General features: G+C 70.7%; 14 protein-coding genes. 10 read left to right on the forward strand and 4 right to left on the reverse strand.

Features of this window, described 5'->3' with window-relative positions; genetic code table 11:
• The 3 genes from ACX9TP_RS23815 to ACX9TP_RS23825 all read left to right on the forward strand — a co-directional run bounded on the left by ACX9TP_RS23815 (position 1) and on the right by ACX9TP_RS23825 (position 5,018).
• Positions 1 to 2,031 carry a DUF1592 domain-containing protein gene (locus ACX9TP_RS23815; RefSeq protein WP_482982021.1) on the forward strand — a complete coding sequence of 677 codons (2,031 nt, stop codon included), beginning with the start codon at positions 1 to 3 and terminating at the stop codon, positions 2,029 to 2,031.
• Positions 2,032 to 2,812: 781 nt separating this feature from the next.
• Positions 2,813 to 4,285: a TetR/AcrR family transcriptional regulator gene (locus tag ACX9TP_RS23820; protein WP_482982022.1), complete on the forward strand. Its 1,473-nt coding sequence runs from the start codon at positions 2,813 to 2,815 to the stop codon at positions 4,283 to 4,285.
• 34 nt (positions 4,286 to 4,319) lie between these two features.
• The gene (locus tag ACX9TP_RS23825; protein WP_482982023.1) at positions 4,320 to 5,018 is read left to right on the forward strand and encodes a type 1 glutamine amidotransferase; all 699 of its coding nucleotides are present in this window, start codon (positions 4,320 to 4,322) and stop codon (positions 5,016 to 5,018) included.
• 6 nt (positions 5,019 to 5,024) lie between these two features.
• Here the strand turns inward: ACX9TP_RS23825 and ACX9TP_RS23830 are convergent, their stop codons facing one another.
• Positions 5,025 to 6,260 carry an MFS transporter gene (locus ACX9TP_RS23830; RefSeq protein ID WP_482982024.1) on the reverse strand — a complete coding sequence of 412 codons (1,236 nt, stop codon included), beginning with the start codon at positions 6,258 to 6,260 and terminating at the stop codon, positions 5,025 to 5,027.
• A gap of 168 nt (positions 6,261 to 6,428) precedes the next feature.
• Here ACX9TP_RS23830 and ACX9TP_RS23835 point away from each other — a divergent pair, with 168 nt between their 5' ends.
• The 3 genes from ACX9TP_RS23835 (at position 6,429) to ACX9TP_RS23845 (ending at position 9,446) form a co-directional block, all read left to right on the forward strand.
• Positions 6,429 to 6,968, forward strand: a complete 540-nt coding sequence (locus ACX9TP_RS23835) for a PDC sensor domain-containing protein (RefSeq protein WP_482982025.1) — start codon at positions 6,429 to 6,431, stop codon at positions 6,966 to 6,968.
• Between the two features lie 21 nt (positions 6,969 to 6,989).
• The gene (locus ACX9TP_RS23840; RefSeq protein ID WP_482982026.1) at positions 6,990 to 8,882 is read left to right on the forward strand and encodes a methyl-accepting chemotaxis protein; all 1,893 of its coding nucleotides are present in this window, start codon (positions 6,990 to 6,992) and stop codon (positions 8,880 to 8,882) included.
• A gap of 84 nt (positions 8,883 to 8,966) precedes the next feature.
• The gene (locus ACX9TP_RS23845; protein ID WP_482982027.1) at positions 8,967 to 9,446 is read left to right on the forward strand and encodes a hypothetical protein; all 480 of its coding nucleotides are present in this window, start codon (positions 8,967 to 8,969) and stop codon (positions 9,444 to 9,446) included.
• Between the two features lies 1 nt (position 9,447).
• Here the strand turns inward: ACX9TP_RS23845 and ACX9TP_RS23850 are convergent, their stop codons facing one another.
• Positions 9,448 to 11,559 carry an alkaline phosphatase D family protein gene (locus ACX9TP_RS23850; RefSeq protein ID WP_482982028.1) on the reverse strand — a complete coding sequence of 704 codons (2,112 nt, stop codon included), beginning with the start codon at positions 11,557 to 11,559 and terminating at the stop codon, positions 9,448 to 9,450.
• 143 nt (positions 11,560 to 11,702) lie between these two features.
• A complete protein-coding gene (locus ACX9TP_RS23855) occupies positions 11,703 to 12,125 on the reverse strand; it encodes a type II secretion system protein GspG (RefSeq protein WP_482982029.1) in 423 nt (140 codons plus the stop codon).
• Positions 12,126 to 12,370: 245 nt separating this feature from the next.
• On the opposite strand from ACX9TP_RS23855, the gene ACX9TP_RS23860 reads away from it, so the two are divergent.
• The 4 genes from ACX9TP_RS23860 (at position 12,371) to ACX9TP_RS23875 (ending at position 19,232) form a co-directional block, all read left to right on the forward strand.
• Positions 12,371 to 14,092: a M23 family metallopeptidase gene (locus ACX9TP_RS23860; RefSeq protein ID WP_482982030.1), complete on the forward strand. Its 1,722-nt coding sequence runs from the start codon at positions 12,371 to 12,373 to the stop codon at positions 14,090 to 14,092.
• 155 nt (positions 14,093 to 14,247) lie between these two features.
• Complete coding sequence (locus ACX9TP_RS23865; protein ID WP_482982031.1) at positions 14,248 to 16,596, forward strand: GMC oxidoreductase; 2,349 nt, start codon at positions 14,248 to 14,250, stop codon at positions 16,594 to 16,596.
• A gap of 18 nt (positions 16,597 to 16,614) precedes the next feature.
• Positions 16,615 to 18,159, forward strand: a complete 1,545-nt coding sequence (locus ACX9TP_RS23870) for a GMC family oxidoreductase N-terminal domain-containing protein (protein WP_482982032.1) — start codon at positions 16,615 to 16,617, stop codon at positions 18,157 to 18,159.
• 29 nt (positions 18,160 to 18,188) lie between these two features.
• Complete coding sequence (locus ACX9TP_RS23875) at positions 18,189 to 19,232, forward strand: alpha/beta fold hydrolase (RefSeq protein ID WP_482982033.1); 1,044 nt, start codon at positions 18,189 to 18,191, stop codon at positions 19,230 to 19,232.
• A gap of 108 nt (positions 19,233 to 19,340) precedes the next feature.
• Here the strand turns inward: ACX9TP_RS23875 and ACX9TP_RS23880 are convergent, their stop codons facing one another.
• The gene (locus ACX9TP_RS23880) at positions 19,341 to 20,261 is read right to left on the reverse strand and encodes a hypothetical protein (RefSeq protein WP_482982034.1); all 921 of its coding nucleotides are present in this window, start codon (positions 20,259 to 20,261) and stop codon (positions 19,341 to 19,343) included.
• Positions 20,262 to 20,369 lie beyond the last annotated feature (108 nt).

The raw sequence follows: 20,369 nt of genomic DNA on the forward strand, positions 1-20,369 counted from the left end.
ATGCGCTCATCCACGATTCTGTTCGGACTGCCGCTGCTGCTCGTCTCCTGCTCGGGCGACAAGCCCGCCGGGCCCCCGACGGAGGAGCCTTCCGCGCTGAGCTGCTCGGACGGGGCCCATGCCCTGCGCCGGCTCAACCGCGCCGAGTACGACAACACCGTGCGGGACTTGCTCGGCGAGACGGGCCGGCCCGCGTCCACCTTCCCGGCGGACCCCACCGGCACGGGCTTCGACAACGAGGCGGGCATGCTCAGCGTGTCGCCCGCGCTGGTGGAGGCGTACGAGGCCACCGCGGGCCGCCTCATCGACCAGGCGTGGGCGCGCGACGTGGCCGCGAGCACCTCGGGCGCCGCGGTGCGCATCGAAGCGGAGTCCGCCAGCGCCACCACGGGCGCGGCCGAGGCGAATGGCACCGCGTGGAACCTCTGGTCCAACGGCGACCTGACGGCCACCTTCAACTTCGCGAGGGCCGGTGACTACCAGCTCTCCGTGCGCGCGTGGGGCACGCAGGCGCCGCCGGACCCGGTGAAGATGGAGTGGCTGCTGGACGGCACGGTGGTGGCGTCGCTCGACGTGCCCGCCACCACGCCCACGCTCTACACGCGGCAGGTGAAGGTGACGGCGTCCGGACAGAAGCGCTTCGCCGTGCGCTTCACCAACGACACGTATGACCCGAACACGTCCACGGACCGCAACCTGCTGGTGGACTGGCTGGAGGTGACGGCGCCGGCACCGACGGGTGGCACCGCCGAGCGGGCCCTGCGCGTGTGTGAGCCGGCCCAGGTGGGAGAGCAGCCGTGCGCGCGGCAGATGGTGGAGAGGCTCGCGCGGCGCGCGTGGCGTCGCCCCGCGACAGAAGCCGAGGTGACGGAGTTGATGGGTGTGTACTCGCTCGTGCGCACCTCGGGAGACGGCTTCGAGCTGGCGGTGAAGTTCGCGCTCCGGGGCGTGCTGCTGTCGCCGCACTTCCTCTTCCAGGTGGTGGAGACACCGGCACCGGACTCCGGCAGGCGCGAGCTGACGAGCCGCGAGCTGGCCTCGCGCCTGTCGTACTTCCTCTGGAGCAGCCAGCCGGACGCGGAGCTGACGGCGCTGGCGGACGAGGACCGGCTGAAGGACCCGGCGGTGCTGGAGGCGCAGGTGCGGCGCATGCTGAAGGACGAGCGCTCCGAGGCGCTGGTGCGGAACTTCGCGGGACAGTGGCTGGGGCTGCGGCAGGTGGACGGCATCAGCCCGGACCCGGCCCTCTTCCCCAACGTGAACACCGCGCTGAAGCAGGCGATGCGCGAGGAGGGCGAGAGCTTCTTCCGCACCTTCCTCCGCGAGGACCGCAGCGCGCTGGACCTGCTGGACGCGGACTTCACCTTCGTGAATGACCGGCTCGCGGACTACTACGGGCTGCCCCGGCCGGGCTCGGCGTCGGCCTCGCGGGTGGCCGTCACCAACGGGCGGCGTGGAGGATTGCTCGCACAGGCGGGGCTGCTGGCGCAGTCGTCGCTCTCCACACGGACCTCGCCGGTGCGCCGGGGCAAGTGGGTGCTGGGGCGGCTGTTGTGCATGGAGCCGCCACCGCCGCCTCCGGGCGTGGAGGCCCTGCCCACGACGCTGCCTCCCGGGGCCACGCTGCGGGAGATTACCGAGGCGCACCGCGCGAATCCCTCGTGCGCGGGGTGCCACAACCTGATGGACCCCATTGGCTTCGGGCTGGAGAACTACGACGCGGCCGGGGCCTGGCGCGAGGTGGACAACGGCTCACCGGTAGATGCCGCGGGCAACTTCCAGGGCGCCGCCTTCCAGGGGCCCAGGCAGCTCGCTGGTATCCTCAAGGGAGACCCCGCGTTCGCGGAGTGCATGAGCCGCAAGGCCCTGGCCTACGGGCTCGGCCGCGAGCTGACGGACGCCGACTGGCCGGTGGTGCGCAGCGTGGATCAGCGCTTCGCACAGGGAGGACACCGGCTGCCAGAGCTGCTCGTGGCCGTCGCGATGAGCGAGAGCTTCCGCAACCGCTGCCCCGTGCCGGCGGAACAGTGAACCCGAGAGCGCACCTCTCACGGGCAGCGCTTCCGAAGCCGCTGCATGGGCCGGCGGGCCAGTGCCCCGAGTTCGGCCCCACCCACGGGCAGTGCTTCCGAAGTCGCTACACGTGACGGTGGAGCAGTGAACCCGGGTTCGGCCTCCACCCACGGGTAGCGCTTCCGCAACCGCTGCCCGTGCCGGTGGAGCAGTGCCCCCGGGGCCCCACTCACGGGTAGCGCTTCCGAAGCCGCAGCCCCGTGACGGTGGAGCAGTACCCCCGGGCCCGGCCCCACCCATGGGCAGCGGTTCCACAACCGCTGCCGGTGCCAGTGGAGCAGTAACCCCGTGCCCGACCCCACCCATGGGCAGCGGTTCCACACCTGCTGCCCATGCCGGTGGAGCAGTGAACCCAGGCCCGGCCCCACCCATGGGCAGCGATTCCACAACCGCTGCCGGTGCCGGTGGAGCAGTGAGGCTCCTCTCCCGTGTCTGTGCATGGAACCGCGCCGGCGCGGTCCGCGAAGAGTGGCCGTGGATTGCACACGCCACGCTTGCGCCCGCTGCTCCTGCACCGTGCCACCCGGGCTCGTAGCACCGCGAGGCCTCAGTTCGCTGAACCCGAGCCAGCGCGTAAGGACCTTGCTCTCGCCCCTGGGACGGATGCGCTTGCGGTGCGCAGGACCCGGGGCATCGCCTCGAACCGCCCCAATGTCAGACCCACCCGGTAGACAGGTTCACGCGGAAGGAACGTTCGTTCCAGCCGGCAGCCGCCCGGGGGCGGGTAGGGGGACGGGACATGTGGTTTCTGGAAATGATGCACGCTGGCTCCATGCGCGACGCGGCGGCACTTCTGGCGCGGCGGGGGTACGACAACGTGCAGGCCTGCGAGCTGGCCGGGGCCATGCGCATGTCGGTGGGCACCTTGTACCGCCGCTATGGCAGCAAGCAGGGCCTGGCCCTGGCGGTGCGCGACTACACCGAGAAGCAGCTCAGCTACCGGGCCGACGTCGAGTTCTTCATGAAACATGAGCGGCCGGGCGTGGACTACTTCGATGCCTTCCGCGCCTTCTGGTGGGAACTGGCCATGTGGGCGCTGCACGAGCCGGACCTCTTCGGCTTCACCTTCCTGCACTGGCATGCGCAGGTCCATGGTCCCGACTCGCCACCCACGCCCTGGCCCCGGATTCCGGGCGCTCTCATTCCAGAGTCGAATGGAGGAGCCACCCGGGCACTGGTGCGTCAAGTGCTGGAAACGGGCGAGAAGGAGGGAGTGCTGGTGCCGGGCTGTGTCCGGGTGGGCGAGGGGTTGGTATGGGGCGCGCTGCTGGAACTGGCGCGCTCGGTCCAGCAGGGCTCCGAGGTGGGCGAAGCCGAGGTGCGCACCTCCGCGGAGGCCCTCTGGCGCGCGCTGGCGCGGGCGGAAGACTCCGGACCCCGGGGCGCCGGCACGCCTCCCTCGGGGGCGGAGGAATCCCCGCCCGGCATGACAGGTGGCCTCGCGGCGGGAACCGTCCCTGCGGCGTCAACGAGTGCAGTGCCCCCCGCACGGGGCGCGCACCTAGAGGAACGTGTCGAGGGTGCCCACGAGCATGTCGAGCGTGACGCCGACGAGCAGGTTGCGCTCCACCAGGACACTCCGGTGGAGGCGCTCTTCCCGCGTCAGCCGCGCGGCGGCCTGGATTACCAGCACCAGCGCCCCCGCCGTGCCGAGGATGGGCAGGTTGAAGAGGGCATCCTGCCAGCCAGTACGTCCATGAGCCTCGCGCCCGTCCCAGGGCCGGTGGCGAAGAGGACGCCGCGCAGGTTGCAGACGCGGGGTTGCGGCTCCGCGAAGAGCGTCACCTGCGGCCTCCACACCCGGCGGGCTCCGTGCATCCCCTCGCGCGAGTACATGAGGGCGCGAGTCCTTCTTGTCCGGCATTCACAGCCCGGTGCAAGTGTGCCCCTTGCGCCGCGGCTCCCCTGGACCTCCGCCTCGGCCGGCATTCGCAGCCCGGCGCAAGTGCGCCCCCTGCGCCGAGACCCCCGTGGTCCTCCGCGACCATGCGAGCGACATATACCGGAGACCGCGACGCGCTTCCGCGCGGAATCCCGCCGACCATGCGAGCGGCACGTACCGGAGACCGCGACGCACTTCCGCGCGGAGTCCCGCCGACCATGCGAGCAGCACATACCGGAGACCGCGACGCACTTCCGCGCGGAATCCCGCCGACCATGCGAGCGACACATACCGGAGACCGCGACGCACTTCCGCGCGGAATCCCGCTAGGCTCGCGCGCGATTCCCCGACGGAGGTCACGACGATGCGCGCGGTGGTGTTCCAGCACGAGGAGCATGAGGGAGTCGGCCTGCTGGGCTCGGTGCTGGAGGAGGTGGGCTTCACGCTCGTGACGCGGTTCCGCGCCGTGCGCCGCGAGGACGTGGACGCGGACCTCGTGGTGGTGATGGGCGGCCCCATGGGCGTGTACGAGGCGGACCAGCACCCCTTCCTCCATGACGAGCTGGCGCTCCTCACCGAACGGCTCGCCAACGAGCGGCCGTGCCTGGGCATCTGCCTGGGCGCTCAGCTTCTCGCGTCCGCCGCGGGGGCCGAGGTCTTCGCCGGCAAGAATGGCTTCGAGGTGGGCGCCGCCCCCGTCCGCTGGACGCAGGACGGGCTGAAGGACCCGGTGATTGCCGGCGTGCGCCCCAAGACGGTGGTGGCGCACTGGCACGGAGACACCTTCAAGCCCGTGCCCGGCGCCACGCTGCTGGCCTCCACGGACCGCTACTCGCAGCAGGCCTTCCGGTTCGGCACGTCCTACGGCTTCCAGTTCCACCTGGAGCTGACCGCCTCGGAGCTGGGGCGCTGGTACGACCTGGAGGCGGAGGACCTGCAGCAGCGCGGCAAGGACCTCCGGGAGTTGAAGTCCCAGCTCCCCAAGCTCAAGGCCGCCGAGGCGGAGAACACCGAGCTGCTCCAGCGCCTCGCCCGGCACTTCGCGGAAGCCGCCGGGCGCTAGAGAGGCTCACTCCTCCACGAAGTCCAGGTCGCGGCCGAACGTCTCGTCGATGCCGCGCAGGGCCGCGAAGGCGGCGACCAGCGCGGCCGCGCCCACCACCAGCGCCGCACCCTTCAGGCCGAGCGACGGCGTGGCGAGCTGCAACCCCGAGGTGAGCAGCACCGTGGAGCCCCGGATGAAGTTGGGCACCGTGGTGGCCGCCGTGGCGCGCAGGTTGGTGCCGAACTGCTCCGCGGCGATGGTGACCAGCACCGCCATGTACCCGGCGGAGAACCCGAGCACCCCGCAGCACGCGTAGAAGGCCCACAGCGACGTGCCCCCCACGGTGAAGAGCGCCACGGTGCCCAGGGTGCCCAGCCCCAGGAACAGCGCCACGCTGCGCTTGCGGCTCCGGGTGAACTGGCTGAACAGGCCGCTGGCCAGGTCCCCCAGCACCGTGCCCACGTTGCCCACCAGCACCGCGTGCGCCGCCAGTGGGATTTCCTTCATCCCCAGCGCCTTGCCGAACTCGGGCGCGAAGGTGATGAGCACACCAATCACGAACCAGATGGGCACGCCCACCAGCACCACCGACAGGTACCGTCGCGCGGACGGGCCCGGCTTCAGGAGCCGGAGGAAGTTGCCCCGCTGTACCGCCCGGTCCTTCAGCGCGGTGAACAGGCGAGGCTCGTGCACGGTCATCCGCAGACACAGCAGCGCGAAGCCCAGGCCGCCGCCAACCATGTACGCCGTGCGCCAGTCCAGCCGGCTGCCCACCAGGGCGGCGGCGATGGCCCCCATCACCCCGTTGGTGGCCACCAGCGTCGTGCCGTAGCCGCGGTTCTCCTTGGACATCAGCTCGCTGACCAGGGTGATGCCGGCCCCCAACTCGCCGGCCAGGCCAATGCCCGCCAGCACGCGCAGCACCGCGTATTGCTCCATCGTCTGCACGAAGCCGTTGGCGAAGTTGGCGGCCGAGTAGAGGAAGATGGAGCCGAACAGCACGGACAGCCGCCCGCGCTTGTCGCCCAGCACGCCCCAGAGGATGCCGCCCACCAGCATGCCCAGCATCTGCATGTTGAGCAGGCGGACGCCCGCGCTCATCCGCTCGGCCGCCGGCACGCCGATGGCCTCCAGGCTCTGCGCGCGGACCACGCTGAAGATGACCATGTCGTAGATGTCGACGAAGTAGCCCAGCGCGGCGACGAGGATGGCCAGGCGGGCGGCCCGCTGGAGGTCGACCGGGACGGAGGTGGCAGTCATGCGCCCATCATTCACCACCCGCGCCCATCCAGAACAGGTGGGGGAGGGCAAGGCCGCCCTCCCGCCTTCGAACCTCGAAGGTCGGCTGTGCAACAATCCGTATCATTCAGGAGGGGAAGTGAGCCCCCGCCCCGGTCGCGCTGGCGCCCGGGGAAGCTCGGAGTCCGGATGTCCTGGTTGAGCGGTCTGGCGGTACTGATGCTGACGCAGCTCCCGGCGGACGGGGCGGCGCAGCTCCAGAAGGTGGACGGGGTGATGCCGGCGCTGCGGCGGATGGCGGCGGACCCCGAGCTCGTACAGGCCGTGCGGGCCCAGAACGCGCGGCGCATCCCGCTGGCCACCATCCGCGAGCACGACGAGACCTGGCGCGCCAGCCCCATGCTCACCCCCTTCAAGCAGCGGGTGCTGGACACCGCGTGCTCCCGCGTCCTGAACCGGTACCGCGAGCGGCTGGGCGTCATCGTGGCCGAGGCCTTCGCCATGGATGAGCAGGGCGCGCTGGTGGGCTCCACGCGGCGCACGTCCGACTACTGGCAGGGCGACGAGGCCAAGTTCCAGGTGCCCTTCGCGAAGGGCCAGCCGCTGCGCGAGAAGCCCTTCTTCGACGACTCCTCCCAGGCCTACGTCATCCAGGTCTCCCTCCCGGTACGCGACGGCGCGCGGACCATCGGCGCCATCACCGTCGGCCTCTCCCTCCTGGACCTCTGAACCTTGCACCCGCGCTCCCCGATGCGACTCCTGGACGGAATGAAGCTGCGCACCCGCCTCACGCTGGCGGTGTCCCTGCTGATTCTCTGCGCCCTGCTGCCCGTCAACCTCTTCGTCCGCTTCTCCACGACGGAGAACCTCCAGCACCAGATTCACGCCATGCTGAAGGTGGAGGCCGAGGGGCTGCGCGATTTGGTGGAGGCCGTGCTCGCCGAGCGCGAGGCCAACGCACGGAGCTGGTCGGAGGACGCCATCCTCCGCGGCGCGCTGCTGTTCGACACCTTCGAGAAGAGCGACGCGGTGCTCGCCGCGCTCCAGAAGCGCCACCCGTCCTTCTCCGGCCTGGTGCTCTTCACCGAGGACGGCCGCGCCGTCTCCGCCAGCGAGCCCGCGCTGCGCGAGGCCTTCGCCAGCCGCACGCAGGAGGTGCTCGCGTCGGACTGGTTCCGCGCGGCGCGCGAGGGCCGGCTGGACACCCGCGCCCTCACGGAGGTGGACCCCGTCTTCCAGCGCCGGGTGCTGCCGCTCGCGGTGCCGGTGCTCAGCCCCATCAGCGGGGCGCACATCGGCGTGCTGCTGGCCGCCTTCGATTGGGACCAGATGGGCACCGCGGTGTCCTCCGCCCTGGAGCGCTCCCGGGCCCGGGGCCACCAGAGCTTCGCGCTGGAGGTGCTCTCCGCCACCGGGACGACGCTGTACGACTCGCAAGAGGCGGGCGTGTCGCGCCCCGCGGATGTCGTCCACGAGGAGGCCGTCGACGAGGAGACGGTGAAGGACGTGGGCGACGGCTGGCGCTTCGTGGCCACGGTGGATCCGGACGAGGCCTACGCTCCGCTCCAGCGCACCGCCACGGTGGCATTGGCCTTCATGGTGGGAGCGCTGCTCGTCGCCGGCGTGGCCGCGTGGCTGCTGGCGCGGGGAATGACGCGCCCCATCTCCACGCTGAGCGAGGTGGTGGGCCGCATCGTCCGGGACGGAGACCTGACGCAGAAGGTGGAGGTGCCCGCGCGCCGTGACGAGGTGGGCGAGCTGGCGGATGCCTTCTCGCGGATGATGAGCCACCTGCGCGAGTCCACCGCCAGCCTCCAGCAGGGCACCCGCGTGCTGGGAGAAACAGTGTCCGAGCTCACCAGCGCCGCCTCGCAGCAGGAGCGCAACCTGACGCGGCAGGCCGCCGCGCTCCAGGAGACGCAGGTGACGGCGCAGGAAATCAAGCAGACGTCGATGATGGCCGCGGACCGCTCGCAGGCGGTGCTCGGCGCCAGCGAGCGCGCCCGCGAGGTGGGGCAGGCGGGCGAGGCCACCGTCGGCGCCAGCCTCCAGGGCTTCGAGCAGCTGCGCGAGCAGGTGGGCCGCGTGGCCGGGAGCATCTCCGCGCTCGCCGAGCGCACGCAGCAGATTGACGGCATCACCCAGACGGTGAAGGACCTGGCGGACCAGTCCAACATGCTCGCGCTCAACGCGGCGATTGAGGCGGTGCGCTCGGGCGAGCACGGCAAGGGCTTTGGCGTGGTGGCGCGTGAAATCCGCAGCCTGGCGGACCAGTCCATCGACTCCACCGGCCGCGTCCGGGAGATTCTCGAGGACATCCGCCAGGGCATCCAGGCGACGGTGAGCCTGTCCGAGGAAGGGCAGCGGCGCACCGAGTCGGGCCTGTCCCAGGTGCGCGCCAGCGGCGACAGCCTGCGCGAGCTGTCGAGCATCATCCAGGACAACGCGAACGCCGCCCAGCAGATCGCCGCCGCCGTCACGCAGCAGAACGCGGGCGTCGCGCAGATCTTCACCGCGGTGACGGACCTCTCCCGGATGATGGACGAGACGATGCAGGGCCTGAAGAGCACCCAGCGCGCCACCGAGCTGCTGCGCGACGTGGCGCAGCGCATGGACGTGGTGGCCAGCACCTACCGCGTCTGACGGACCGGCTCCTTCCTGGCGCGGGCGTTGCAGTCACCGCGTCCGCGCTCCGGGCACACGGCCCGGGAGCGGCAAGGAGTCGCGGTGCTCTGCCTCTTCGCCTTCCTGTGGCTTCCGGTGATGGTCCTCACGGCGCTCGTGACATTCGGTCGCGGGACGAACGGCCAGGTGCGCAAGCTTGTCCCGCTGCTGGTCGTCATGGGCATCCAGGCGGTGCTGTTGCCGGCGGCCCTGTGGGAGGCGCACCGCTACAAGCCGCCCCTCTACGACTACTACCCCCCGTTCGGGCTGGGGGAAATCATCGGCACGTGGGAGTCCAGGCGGGGCACCCTGGTGCTGAACGCGGATGGCGGCTTCTCCTACGGCGGCGTCGAGGGGTACTGGACCTCGGAGGGGACGGGCGGTTCCTACCTCCTCATCGGAGGGGAGGCGTGGTGCATCTTCAGTCGGAACAGGGAGCTGAAGCTGCTGCGCCCCGAGGACTGCGAGTGGGACGCCGACAACTGGAGCTACAGCCGCGAGTTCACCCGCACGGAGGCGGGGGAGATCTCCACGACGCGGTGACTCAGCCGGCGGAGATGGCGCCTCCCCGCACGGTGAAGTCCCGCCGGGTGAAGCGCGCGGCCAGGGCCTCCGGCTGGTCGGCGTAGGAAGTGCCTGCCTCGGCGCTGGGGATGAGGTGGTAGGCGGCGCGCACCTCGTCGGCGCGCACCTCCACCACGGTGAAGCCGTGGGAGTCGGTGTCCACGAAGGCGATGTTCGGGTTGCCCTCGCGCAGGGTGGCGTCCTGCTCGGTGACGACGTACCGGTACACCGCGGAGCCGGGCGGGAAGCCCGCGGCCGCCACCTGCTCGCCCGCCTCTTCCTTCACCGACGCGGAGGAGATGGCCGGCGCGGTGAGGGCGGGCACGCCCACCTCCACGGAGGCGAACGCCGCGTGGATGTCCCCGGACACGACCACGGTCCGGTCCGACGTGCGCCCGCGCAGCTCTCCCAGCAGCCGGGCCCTTTCCTGGGGATAGCCGTCCCACTGGTCCACGTCGAAGTAGTAGCGGTTGCGCACCGTCGCGGGCTCCACGTCCGGCTTGTTGCTCAAGTCCCACACCATGGAGGTGGGCGACACGGAGCTGACCAGCACCTTCCACGCCTGCGCGCCGGCCGCCGCGTCCAGCACGAAGGCGGACTGCTCGGCGCCGAGGACATTCTGCGCCTCGCCGCCGGTGGCGAGGTCTCTCGCCGCCGCGTACACGTCGTAGGTGTCCTTCACCACCACGTAGCGCGAGCCCAGCCGCGAGAAGAGGTCCGTCTTCCCCAGGTGGACGAAGCCGAGGCCCCGGGGCTTGCCCGTGGGGGAGATGGGCGCCCGGCCCGCCTGCGCGAGCACCGGGTTGACGTACGCCAGCGCCGCGGGGCCCTGGACGACGGCCGCCGCGCGCGCCTCCGCCTCCTGCTGTGTCAGCCCCGCCGCCACCGCGAGCTGCACGTAGGCCAGCCGGAGGATGCCCTGCGCCTCCGCGTACTCCGGCGCGCCAAGGTCCACGTACGCGAAGGTGTCCGCCGTGAAGGCCCCCGCCACGCCCAGGGCCGTCAGCGTCGCCGCATCCACCGCGACGGTGGCGGGCCAGGCGTCCTCGGGGACGAGGTGGTCCGGGTGCCGGGTGCGGTAGTCGGTGACGATGAGCCGCAGCGCCGCTCCGAAGTCCAGGCTGCGCCAGATGCGCGTGTCCGGGTAGCGCTGCAGCGCGTCCAGGTTCACCGCGCCCTCGGGCGCGTCGTCGGGGTCCAGCGGGAGGTACTCGAAGAAGGCCAGCTCCGCATTGCGGCGGCGCTCCGGCTGGCTCTCGTCCTGGCGCCCGTCCGTGTAGTTGGCGTGCGCGTCCCACGAGTCGTCGGAGAACTCGTGGTCATCCCAGGTGACGATGAAGGGGTAGCGCTCGTGGACCTGCTGGAGGAACGGGTCCGTGCGGTACGTCCGGTACAAATCGCGGTAGTTGGACAGCGACGCGGCCGCGAGCACCGTGCCCGCGGAGGTGGTCAGCCGCAGGGCGCCCTCCGGCTCGGTGAAGCGCACCTGGCGCGTGCTCCCGGGCAGGGCCGCCTCCAGGGTGGTCTCGTAGACGTAGTCCCCGAGGAACACGACGAAGTCCAGGTCCTCGTCGAGCTGCACCAGTCGCTGCCAGGTGTTGTAGTAGCGGCCGTTGTAGTTCTGGCAGTTGGCCACCACGAAGCGCACCGGCGTGTCCGTGCCGGCCTCCGGCGCGGTGCGGGTGCGGCCCACGGGCGAGGCGACGCGCCGGCCGTTCTTCTCCTGGAGGAACCGGTAGAAGTACGTCGTGCGCGGCGACAGGCCCGCCACCTTCACCTTGACGACGTGGTCATGCGCAGACGTGACGGTGATGCCCGGCAGCTCCAGGACGCGCTGGGTGAAGCCGTCATTCGTGGCCACCTGGAGGGTGAGCGTCACGTCCGCGTCGGCATTGCCGGGGTCCACCCCGCGCGTCCAGAGCACCACGCTGGTGGGGCGTGGGTCTCCGGACGCGACGGACTGCGGGTAGAAGGTGCGGTCCTCGATGATGGGCAGGTCGTCGTCGTCATCGTCGGAGCACCCGAAGGCCGTGCTCGCGGCCACGGCGGCCAGGCACTTCAGGACGGTGCGGCGGTCCAGGAATCGCGGCATGGCGTGGCTCCTCGGTGCTCCGGGAGGACGGCTCCCGGAGAACGCACGAGGTTACGAGCCACGGGGCCGCGCTCCATCCGACGCGGGGCTGCCCGTCCCGTCCGCTTCCCGGCAGCACGGCCCGGCGGCGGGGCAGGGTGGCGCTACGTGCGGCCCTGTCGCTCGTCCACGGAGGAGATGTCCGCGTCGCTGCCCTCACCACCCGCGGTGCCGTCCGCGCCGTAGGAGATGATGACCGGCTTGCCGCCCTCGTTGATGTACACGTAGTCGTTGTTCCAAGGGTCCTTGGGCATCGAGTCCAGCGCCTGCGTCTCCACCAGCGCATTCAGGCCGGAGGCGGTGTCCGGGTACTTCCCCTTCTTCGTGTAGAAGAGCTTCATCGCGCCCTGGATGCTCTTGATGTCCAGCGCGGCCCGGTCCCTCCGGGCCGCCTCCAGCTGGGGAATCACGGCGACGCCCACCGCCGCGGCGATGAGGCCGAGGATGGTGATGACGACCATGATTTCGATGAGCGTCATTCCGCGATTCCGACGGCGCTGCTGCTGCTTCGACTTGTTCTGGTTCATGACGGTTCCGCACCCCTCGTGACGTTCTGTCAGGCCACCGAGTCGCCTCGATGTCGCGCTGTCGTGAAGCCCCCTGGCTTCGCGCATGGCGCTGCCCGAGGAGCCCGCCACCGGCCATCGGCGGCGGGCCCGGGCGTGCGTCAGTGCAGGCGGCGTGCCCGGGGTGGGAGCGGGGCCGCGGGAATATCCACGGCCCCTTCCGTTCATCCGCCGTAGCCCCACTCCGCCTTCCCTCAGGACCTCCAATGAAGAGCCACTTCCTCGCCTCGGCCGCCAGCGGCCTGATGGCGCTGAGCACCCTTGCGCCCTCGCTCGTCCACGCGGCCTGCGACATCGACAGCGCGGCGCAGAGCGCCCCCGCGGCGACCTCCAACAACTGGTACCACCGCATCGACGGGATGGGGAATGTCGCCGCCTCGCACCCGGACGGCTACTACCCCATCAGCTCCGCCAGCATGGTGAACCGCGGCGCGTGGCTCGACGCGACGGTGGCGCGCATGCCCGTCTACAAGCCGTTCCGCGACAGCGCGGTGGGCGTCGTGACGGGCTGGATGTATGGCGCCAACTCGCGCCACAACGCGCTGGACTACGCCAACGGCGGCAACAGCTTCCGCGTGGACGCGGTGGCGGACGGCGTGGTGCTGTGGGTGGGCTACATGCCCAGCCCGGGCAACGTGGTCATCATCGAGCACACCGCGAGGGACGGCTCGAAGTTCCGCACCGTCTACCACCACCTGCGCGACGGCCGGGACGAGGACATCGCCCGCGCCCGCCTGACGAAGACGTATTACGAGAACGGCAACGGCGTGGGCTCGTTCGCGACGGCGGACGCCGCGTGGAAGAACTACCAGAACCAGGCGAACGCGGACGGGGTGGCCCTGGCCAACGGGGTGACGTCCGCGCAGCTCACCGCGATTGAAGCGCGCTGGGGCACGCCGTCGCAGGGCATCCTCGTCAGCGAGGGCCAGACGGTGAAGGCGGGGCAGCAGATTGGCATGGCCGGGCTCACCGGCGCGCACGGGATGAACAGCTCCATCACCAACACGCACCTGCACATCATGTTCGCGCGCCCCGCGGAGCACTGGGTGGGCGGCGTGAAGAAGAGCCTCTGGACGTTCTTCGACCCGCACGGCCTCTATGCGCTCAGCGCGTCCTGCTACCAGACGGAGTACCCGACGGGGCAGGGCGGCCAGGCCGACCAGCACGCCGCGCACTACGCGCCCTTCTTCCAGGACTTCGCCGGGGTGGACTCGGGGAAGTTCCAGCAAGGGTTCAACTACTTCGCGTCCTTCGGCTGGTTCCCCTCCACGCTCGCCACCGAGTCGAGCGGCTGGACGTGGAAGCTGGGCGGCTCGTTCCAGTACAACCCGTCCGCGCCCGTCACGCGCACCTTCCGCACCTTCGCGGTGCACCAGTCGGACGCGGACACGTGGATTCCGCTCGGCTGGCGCCCGGACAAGGTGGTGGGCATGACGGCGCCGGACGAGGCCCGCTTCACCTCCATCTACGCCCCCATCACCACCGGCTTCATCGCCCGGCACAAGATGACGCCGAGCTGGTTCGGCACGCAGATCACCGACAACTACAACGCGGCCTACCTGCTCACGGATGCGTCGGCGTACCTGGACGCCGGCCAGCTCTTCTTCACCGGCACGTGGGTGAAGCAGCCGGCGGTGACGGCGCAGTACGCCTACCAGGGCCTCACGGAAGCCGCCCTGTGGGACACGGATGACACGCTGAAGGCCTCCGGCTTCAAGATGGTCAGCGTGCAGAAGTACTGGCACCCGGGCCTCGGCGAGCGCTACCAGGCCATCTGGCACGTGACGGCGAAGACGCTGGTGCCCTTCGTCGACCTCACCCCGGACCAGTTCCGCAGCTACCGCGACCTCTACGCGGGCCTCTTCAACTACCGCGTCCGCCACGTCACCGCGTACGGCGGCAAGTACGGCGTCATCTTCGAGAAGTAGCCCCCGCTGAAACATGTCTCGGCCCGGCCCGGGTCCGCGAGGACCACAGGCCGGGCCTTAGCGATTCCAGGGGCTTGAGGAGACGGGCTTGAAGAATTACCGGGTCCTTTCAAGAATCCGGACCTCGTTCGTTTAGTCCTCAACGAGGGGGGAACATGGCGCCGACGTATGACGCGCTGGTCATCGGCACCGGCTTCGGGGGAGCCGTGGCCGCCTGTCGGCTGGCCCAGGCCGGGCTCTCCGTGCGGGTGCTGGAGCGGGGGCTGCGCTACCCCAAGGGGGGCTTCCCGCGCGACTGGGACAACCCGCTCAACGGCTGGCTGTGGAAGCACGGTCAGGGCCTGTTCGACGTGAAGCTCATGCAGGGGATGAGCATCGTCCAAGCGGCGGGCTACGGCGGGGGCTCGCTCATCTACGCCAACGTCCACCTGCGCCCGCCCGCGGAGACCTTCGCCACCGACTGGCCCGAGGGCTACAGCCGCGAGGCGTTGGATCCGTACTTCGACCTGGTGGCGCACATGCTGGACCTGCAGCCCATCACCGCGTCCGCGCGGGGGCTGCCCACCAAGACGCGGCGGATGAAGGACGTGGCGCGCCAGCTGGGGCGGGAGGCGCAGTTCTTCTACCCGGACCTCGCCGTCCGCTTCGCTCCCGCGGGCGAGCCCCTGCCCAACAAGTTCGGCGTGCAGCAGGAGGGCTGCAACTACTGCGGCGAGTGCGACATCGGCTGCAACGTCCGCGCGAAGAACACGCTGGACCTCAACTACCTCGCCGTCGCGGAGCAGCGCGGCGCCCAGGTCTCCACGCAGGCCGAGGCCACGCGCATCGAACCGCTGTCGTCGGAGGGCTACCGCGTCACCTTCGTGGACCATGGCGCGGGCGGAGGCGTGCGCACGGTGGACGCGCGCCGCGTCTTCCTCTGCGCGGGCGCGGTGAACACCACGGAGCTGCTGCTGCGCTGCCGGGACGAGTGGGGGACGCTGCCCCGCCTGGGCGAGAAGCTGGGCTGTCGCTACTCGGCCAACGGGGACTTCCTCGCCTTCGCGCTGGAGACGCGCGAGCTGTGGGACCCGTCTGAGGGGCCCACGATTACCACCAGCCTGGTGGTGGACCAGGGGCAGGGGAAGGACAAGACGTGGTTCCTCTTCCAGGAGGGCGGGCACCCGGGACAGGTGGCCGGCATCCTCCAGGCGATGGACCCGAGCCCTGACTTCAAGGTGCCGGCGGACCTGCTCCAGAAGGAGCTGGTGAAGGCGCTGCGCAAGCGCTCGCGGACCGCGGCGTCCCTGGAGGGCGAGCGCGGGCGCTTCCAGGCCGTGTTCCTGGCCATGGGGCGTGACAGGGCCAATGGCAGGCTGGCGCTGCGCCCCCTCACCGGAGAGCTGGAGGCGCGCTGGGACGTGCCCTCCAACCTGCCGCTGTACCGGACGCAGGAGCAGCTGTGCCAGGACATCGCCCGGGCCCTGGGCGCGCGCGCCGTCTACAACCCGCTGTGGGAGCGGCTGCACATCCCCGTCTCGGTGCACAACCTGGGCGGCTGCGCCATGTCCGAGGCGCCCGCGTACGGCGTGCTCAATCCCGACGGCCAGGTTCACCACTACCCCGGCCTGTACGTGCTCGACGGAGCCGCGCTGCCGTCCAGCACCGGCGTCAACCCGTCGTCCACCATCGCCGCGGTGGCCGAGCGCAACGTGGAGCGCGCCATCCGCGACGCCCTGGGCCATCCCGGCTGGGTGGCTCCGGAGCGCGCTCCCCTGGAGCCGCAGCCCTTCCGCGCGGGGCTGCGCTTCTCCCCGGAAACGCAACCGGCACGCGTGGTGCCAAGAGAGGACCCGATGAGGACGGTGGTGATTCCCGAGGGAGGTACGGTGCCTTCGCCCACGCCGGTGGTGGGCCTGCGCTTCACGGAGCGGATGCGCGGCTTCCACGCGCCGGGGCATGTGCCGGCGGACGACTTCACGGGCGCGGAGAAGGCCGGGAAGCGGGCGGGGCAGGTGGCGGAGTTCGTCGTCACCATCACCCTGCCGAGCCTGGACCGCTTCCTCGCGGAGAAGGCCCACGGCGGCATCGCCCAGGGCACGGTGCACGTCCCCGGCCTCACGCCGCCCGAGGGCGCGGACATCGTGAATGGCGTCTTCAACCTCTTCGTGGACACCGACAGCTTCAGCGAGCGGCGGATGCTCTACGTGCTGCCCTTCACCGGCGCGGACGGCCAGGCGTACGTCCTCGACGGGTACAAGGAGGTGCGGGACGACGACGGCTTCGACATGTGGAACGACACCTCCACGCTCTACACCGTCATCCGCCGGGGCACGGAGCGGGACTCGCCCGTGGTGTCCAGCGGCATCATCCGCCTGCACCTGCCGGACTTCCTGCAGCAGCTCACGACCTTCGCCGTGCTGGGCACCGAGTCGCCGGTGGAGAAGGCGGACGCGCTGCGGCGCTTCGGGAAGATGTTCATGGGCCACCTCTGGGACGTCTTCGCCCGCACGAAGCTGGAATAGGAGAAGTGCACCTTGGCGATGGCGACGCGGTACGACGCGGTGGTGGTAGGCTCGGGCTTCGGGGGCTCCATCAGCGCCCTTCGGCTGGCGCAGGCGGGGAAGTCCGTGGCGGTGCTCGAGCGCGGCCGGAGGTACCGGCCCGGCGAGTTCCCCCGCGACGTGACGCGCGCGGATGAGGTGCTCTGGCGCCACCCGTCGCGGCAGGAGGCGCAGGGACTGTACGACGTGCGTTTCCTGTCCGGCATCGGCACGGTGACGGCGAGCGCGGTGGGCGGGGGCTCGCTCATCTACGCCAACGTCCACGTGCGGCCGGACGCCGCCATCTTCGACGACCCGCGCTGGCCGGCGCGCTACAGCCGCGCCTCGCTGGAGCCGTACTTCGACATGGTGGCCCGGGAGCTGCGCCTGGAGCCGGTGCCCGCGTCGCTGTCCCTGCGCAAGCGAGAGCTCTTCAAGCGCGCGGCGGAGCGGATGGGCCGCCCGACGTTCGACCCGCCGGAGGCGGTGGCCTGGACGGAGCCTCCGGGCCCGGGGCGCAAGGTGTGCCAGCTGTGCTCGGAGTGTGAGTTCGGCTGCCAGCACGGCGCGAAGAACACGATGGACCAGACGTACCTGGCGCGGGCGGAGGCGCTGGGCGCCACGGTGTGGCCGCGCACGCTCGTCTCGCACGTGGAGCCGGCGCCGGGCGGCGGCTACCGGGTGCACTGCACGGACCTGGCGACGGGGGAGCGGCGGACGGTGGAGGGCTCGCGCGTGGTGCTGGCGGCGGGCACGCTGGGGACGGTGGAGCTGCTGCTGCGCAGCCGGGACGGGGCGAAGAGCCTGCCCCGGGTGAGCGGGCGGCTGGGGCACGGGTACTCGGGCAACGGCGACTTCCTGGGCTCGCTGCAGAACGCGCGCGAGGACATCCTCCCGTGGGTGGGCCCGGACGTGGCCACGGTGATGCGCTTCACGGACGAGGCGCCGCGCTTCACGCTGGTCAAGGCGACCTTCAACCAGCCCGCGACGCGGGTGCTGGCGGGCATGGGGCAGCCGCGGCTGGGGCCCTTCCAGGGAATCGGCTACCCGCTATGGACGTTCCTGGGGCCGCTCGTCCACAAGGCCTTCGCGAAGGGACTGCTCAGCAAGCCAATGAGCAACCGCGTGGACCCGGCGCGCACGTGCAACCTCTTCGGCATCGGCCAGGACAACGCCAACGGGCGCATGGGGCTCAAGGGCGGCCGGCTGGACGTGGAGTGGAACTACGCCGGGGAGAACGCGGAGCTGGTGAAGCGCATGTCCGCGGCGATGCAGGAGCTGGCGTCCCAGTACGGCGGCACGTACGCGCCGCTGGTGACGTGGCAGCTGTTCAAGCGGCCCTTCACGGTGCACTCGCTGGGCGGGGCACACCTGGCGGACTCGCCCGAGCGCGGCGTCGTCTCCACCGAGGGCGAGGTGTTCCACTACCATGGCCTGCACGTGGCGGATGGCTCCGTAATCCCCACGGCCATCGGCTTCCACCCGGTGATGACCATCAGCGCGGTGGCCGAGCGCATCGCCGAGGCCGTGGCCCACGGCTTCTGAACCCGTTTCGTGACGTCGAGGAGATGACCATGGACACGCTTCCAGCGGCACAGCGGCACGACTTCAAGACGGGCGACGGCGTCCCACTGTGGCTCACCCGCTACAAGGGCGGGACGAAGGGGCCGGTGCTGCTGGTGCACGGGGCGGGCGTGTGGAGCGGCATGTTCATGCTGCCCACGCTGAAGGAGAACTTCGTCCAGTTCCTGGTGCGCCATGGCTACGACACGTGGCTGCTGGACTGGCGTGCGAGCGTGGAGCTGCCGCTGCGCCAGTTCACCCTGGACGATGCGGCCGAGCACGACATGCCGGCCGCGGTGCGCAAGGTGCTGGAGGTGACGAAGGCGGGCTCGGTGCAGGCGGTGGTGCACTGCGCGGGCTCGGCGGCGTTCTTCATGGCGATGGCGGCGGGACGCCTGCCGGAGGTGCGCGGCGTGGTGGCGTCGCAGGTGGCGCTGCACCACATCGTCCCGCCGGTGACGCAGCTCAAGGCGATGCTGCGGCTGCCGGAGACGCTGGACGTGGCGCTGGATTATCTGTCGCCGGACGAGGACCCCCAGAATCCGGTGTGGCAGGCGGCCTTCGGGAAGTTCGCGGACATGCTGAGCCACGAGTGCGACAGCACGGTGTGCCACCGGCTGACGTTCATGTACGGGCACCTGTACAAGCACGCGCGGCTCAACCGCGAGACGCATGAGCGGCTGGAGGAGCAGTTCGGCCCCTGCAACATGCTGACGTTCCGCCACCTGGCGCAGATGGCGCGCGCGGGGCACGCGGTGGGGTTCGACCACGGGAAGGAGGAGAACCTCCGTCGGTACGGCCGCGAGAAGCCGCCGTCCTACCTGCGGGCCGAGCACCTGCTCCGGCCCATCACATTCCTGTCCGGGGAGCAGAACGGCACGTACCTGCCCGCGTCCACGGAGCTGACGTACGAGTGGCTGCGCGAGGAGAACGGGGCGGACCTCTACCAACGCAAGGTGCTGGAGGGGTACGGGCACCTGGACACGTTCATGGGCAGCACGGCGGCGCGGGACACGTACCCGGTGGTGCTGGACGCGCTGGAAGCCACAGGGTGAGCCGGGGACGAGAGCGCCACCCGGTGCGCGGCGCCATCGACCGAGGGGGCGCCTCGGGACGCGGCCCGAGGCCGCGGAACGAGGCGCCCCCGTGGGGCTCTTTCCTGCTCAGGGGAACGAGACCACGATCAGCGCTGGCCCCACCGAGCTCCTGTTGCCGCCAGGGAAAACGCTATCCTGCGCCCAGTTGGAGCCATTGAACGTCGTCCACCACAGGGACTGGTCCTGCCCCCCGCGATGGACGCACCAGAGCGCGCCGTTGTACGAGGCGAGGGCGGGCGTGTCCGCGCTCTGGTTGCCCTGGCTGAGCTGGGTGGGCTGCGTCCAGGCGTTGCCCGTGAACGTGACCCACGAGAGGTTCGACTGGGAGCTGCGTCCCAGGGCCGAGCTCCAGTAGAGGCAGTACAGGGTCCCGTTGTAGATGGCCAGGGCAGGCCCGTAGTCGGAGCAGGTGTCGATGCGGAACATCGTGTCCCCGGCCCACGTGCGGCTGCGCGGATCGAAGACGGTCCACCAGAGGTTGTTGTCACGATGGCCCCGGTGAACGCAGTAGAGCACCCCTTCGTAGACGGCGAGAGCCGGGCCTTGACTTGCCAGGTTCCCCGCGGTGAACGGTACGTCGGGAGCCCACTGCTTCGTGAGCGGGTCGAAGGTCGTCCAGTAGAGGGCGGGGTCGTCCACCCTGCCACGGTGGACGCAGTAGAGCGTCCCCTCGAGCACCGCGAGGGCCGGCGCGTCGCTGCTCCGGTTGTCGGCCTGGAAGGGGAGGTCCTCCGCCCAGGTCTGCGTGTTGAAGTCGAAGGTCGTCCACCACAGGTGGTCATCGCCCTCCTTGCCCCGGTGCACGCAGAACAGCGTGCCGTTGTAGAGCGCGAGCGCCGGCGCGGACGTGCTCTGGTTGTCGCGAGAGAACCGCGTGTCGCCGTTCCAGGTCTGCGCCTGGGGATCGTACGTCGTCCAGTAGAGGTGCTGGGCGTTGTCATTGACCGTGTTTTGTCCGCGGTGCACGCACATGAGGCGCTCAGGCATGAGGGTGTCTCCGTGTGAAGGGAATGGTGAGGAGCCTGGGCGGCAGGCCCGGCTCCGCACCGGTGCGACGAACGGAAAATTGCCAGGGCGAGGCCGCACTCACATTGG

The organism is Pyxidicoccus sp. M15 (genome assembly GCF_056858435.1).

Excerpts from the sequence above, each read along its gene's own strand:
- ACX9TP_RS23815 (WP_482982021.1), top strand. The coding sequence starts at position 1 with ATGCGCTCATCCACGATTCTGTTCGGACTGCCGCTGCTGCTCGTCTCC.
- ACX9TP_RS23820 (WP_482982022.1), top strand. The coding sequence starts at position 2,813 with ATGTGGTTTCTGGAAATGATGCACGCTGGCTCCATGCGCGACGCGGCG.
- ACX9TP_RS23825 (WP_482982023.1), top strand. The coding sequence starts at position 4,320 with ATGCGCGCGGTGGTGTTCCAGCACGAGGAGCATGAGGGAGTCGGCCTG.
- ACX9TP_RS23830 (WP_482982024.1), bottom strand. The coding sequence starts at position 6,260 with ATGACTGCCACCTCCGTCCCGGTCGACCTCCAGCGGGCCGCCCGCCTG.
- ACX9TP_RS23835 (WP_482982025.1), top strand. The coding sequence starts at position 6,429 with ATGTCCTGGTTGAGCGGTCTGGCGGTACTGATGCTGACGCAGCTCCCG.
- ACX9TP_RS23840 (WP_482982026.1), top strand. The coding sequence starts at position 6,990 with ATGCGACTCCTGGACGGAATGAAGCTGCGCACCCGCCTCACGCTGGCG.
- ACX9TP_RS23850 (WP_482982028.1), bottom strand. The coding sequence starts at position 11,559 with ATGCCGCGATTCCTGGACCGCCGCACCGTCCTGAAGTGCCTGGCCGCC.
- ACX9TP_RS23855 (WP_482982029.1), bottom strand. The coding sequence starts at position 12,125 with ATGAACCAGAACAAGTCGAAGCAGCAGCAGCGCCGTCGGAATCGCGGA.
- ACX9TP_RS23860 (WP_482982030.1), top strand. The coding sequence starts at position 12,371 with ATGAAGAGCCACTTCCTCGCCTCGGCCGCCAGCGGCCTGATGGCGCTG.
- ACX9TP_RS23865 (WP_482982031.1), top strand. The coding sequence starts at position 14,248 with ATGGCGCCGACGTATGACGCGCTGGTCATCGGCACCGGCTTCGGGGGA.
- ACX9TP_RS23870 (WP_482982032.1), top strand. The coding sequence starts at position 16,615 with ATGGCGACGCGGTACGACGCGGTGGTGGTAGGCTCGGGCTTCGGGGGC.
- ACX9TP_RS23875 (WP_482982033.1), top strand. The coding sequence starts at position 18,189 with ATGGACACGCTTCCAGCGGCACAGCGGCACGACTTCAAGACGGGCGAC.
- ACX9TP_RS23880 (WP_482982034.1), bottom strand. The coding sequence starts at position 20,261 with ATGCCTGAGCGCCTCATGTGCGTGCACCGCGGACAAAACACGGTCAAT.